Raw genomic sequence first — 1,120 nt, forward strand, 5'->3', positions numbered from 1 at the left:
TGGTCGAGAAGGGCTCGGAAGTCGGCGCCCATATCCTGTCGGGCGCCGTGATCGACCCGATCGGCCTCGACAGGCTGCTGCCCGGCTGGCGCGAAGACGCCGCCTGCCCCCTCAAGACGCAGGTAACTGAGGACCGCTTCTATTATCTCGGCCCGTCCGGCGGAATCCGCCTGCCCAATTTCGTCATGCCGCCGCTGATGAACAATCACGGCAATTTCGTCGGCTCGCTCGGCAATGTCTGCCGCTTCCTCGGCGCCAAGGCCGAAGAGCTGGGCGTCGAGATCTATCCCGGCTTCGCCGCGACGGAAGTGCTTTACGGCGACAAGGGCGAAGTGCTCGGCATCGCCACCGGCGACATGGGCGTCGGCCGCGACGGCCAGCCGAAGGATTCCTTCACGCGCGGCATGGAATTGCGCGGCAAATATACGCTGTTCGCCGAGGGGGCGCGCGGCTCGCTCACCAAAGAGATCATCGCCAGATTCGGCCTCGACGCCGGCCGCGAGCCGCAGAAATACGGCATCGGAATCAAGGAGCTGTGGCGGATCGACCCGGCGAAGCACCAGCCGGGGCTGGTGCAGCATTCCTTCGGCTGGCCGCTCTCGTCGGACACCGGGGGCGGCTCCTTCCTCTATCATATCGAGGACAACCAGGTCGTCGTCGGCTTCGTCGTTCACCTGAACTACAAGAACCCGACGCTGTCGCCCTTCGACGAGTTCCAGCGCTTCAAGACCCATCCGATGGTGCGCGACATCTTCGAAGGCGGCAAGCGGCTGGCCTATGGCGCGCGTGCGCTGACCGAGGGCGGCTGGCAATCCGTGCCCAAGCTCGCCTTCCCCGGCGGCGCGCTGATCGGCTGCGGCGCGGGCTTCATGAACGTCCCACGCATAAAAGGCTCGCATAATGCGGTGCTGTCGGGCATCGAGGCGGCGGAAGCGGCGGCGAAAGCGCTCGAAGCGGGCCGCGACCACGACGAGCTGGCCGATTACGAGGCCGGCTGGCGCTCCGGGCCGATCGGCGCGGACCTCAAGAACGTGCGCAACGTCAAGCCGCTGTGGTCGAAGCTCGGCACGTTCCTCGGCATTCCGCTCGGCGGCGTCGACATGTGGCTCAACAACAAGCT

The 1,120-nt window shown here is 66.1% G+C and carries 1 protein-coding gene; it reads left to right on the plus strand.

Features of this window, described 5'->3' with window-relative positions; all coding sequences use genetic code 11:
* Nucleotides 1-1,120: NAD(P)/FAD-dependent oxidoreductase (locus QM467_RS19720; protein WP_283368042.1), on the plus strand; the 1,120-nt coding region annotated here is incomplete at both ends.

This window comes from Rhodoblastus sp. 17X3, from assembly GCF_030056575.1.
In the GTDB taxonomy this organism is placed as follows: Bacteria; Pseudomonadota; Alphaproteobacteria; order Rhizobiales; family Beijerinckiaceae; genus Rhodoblastus.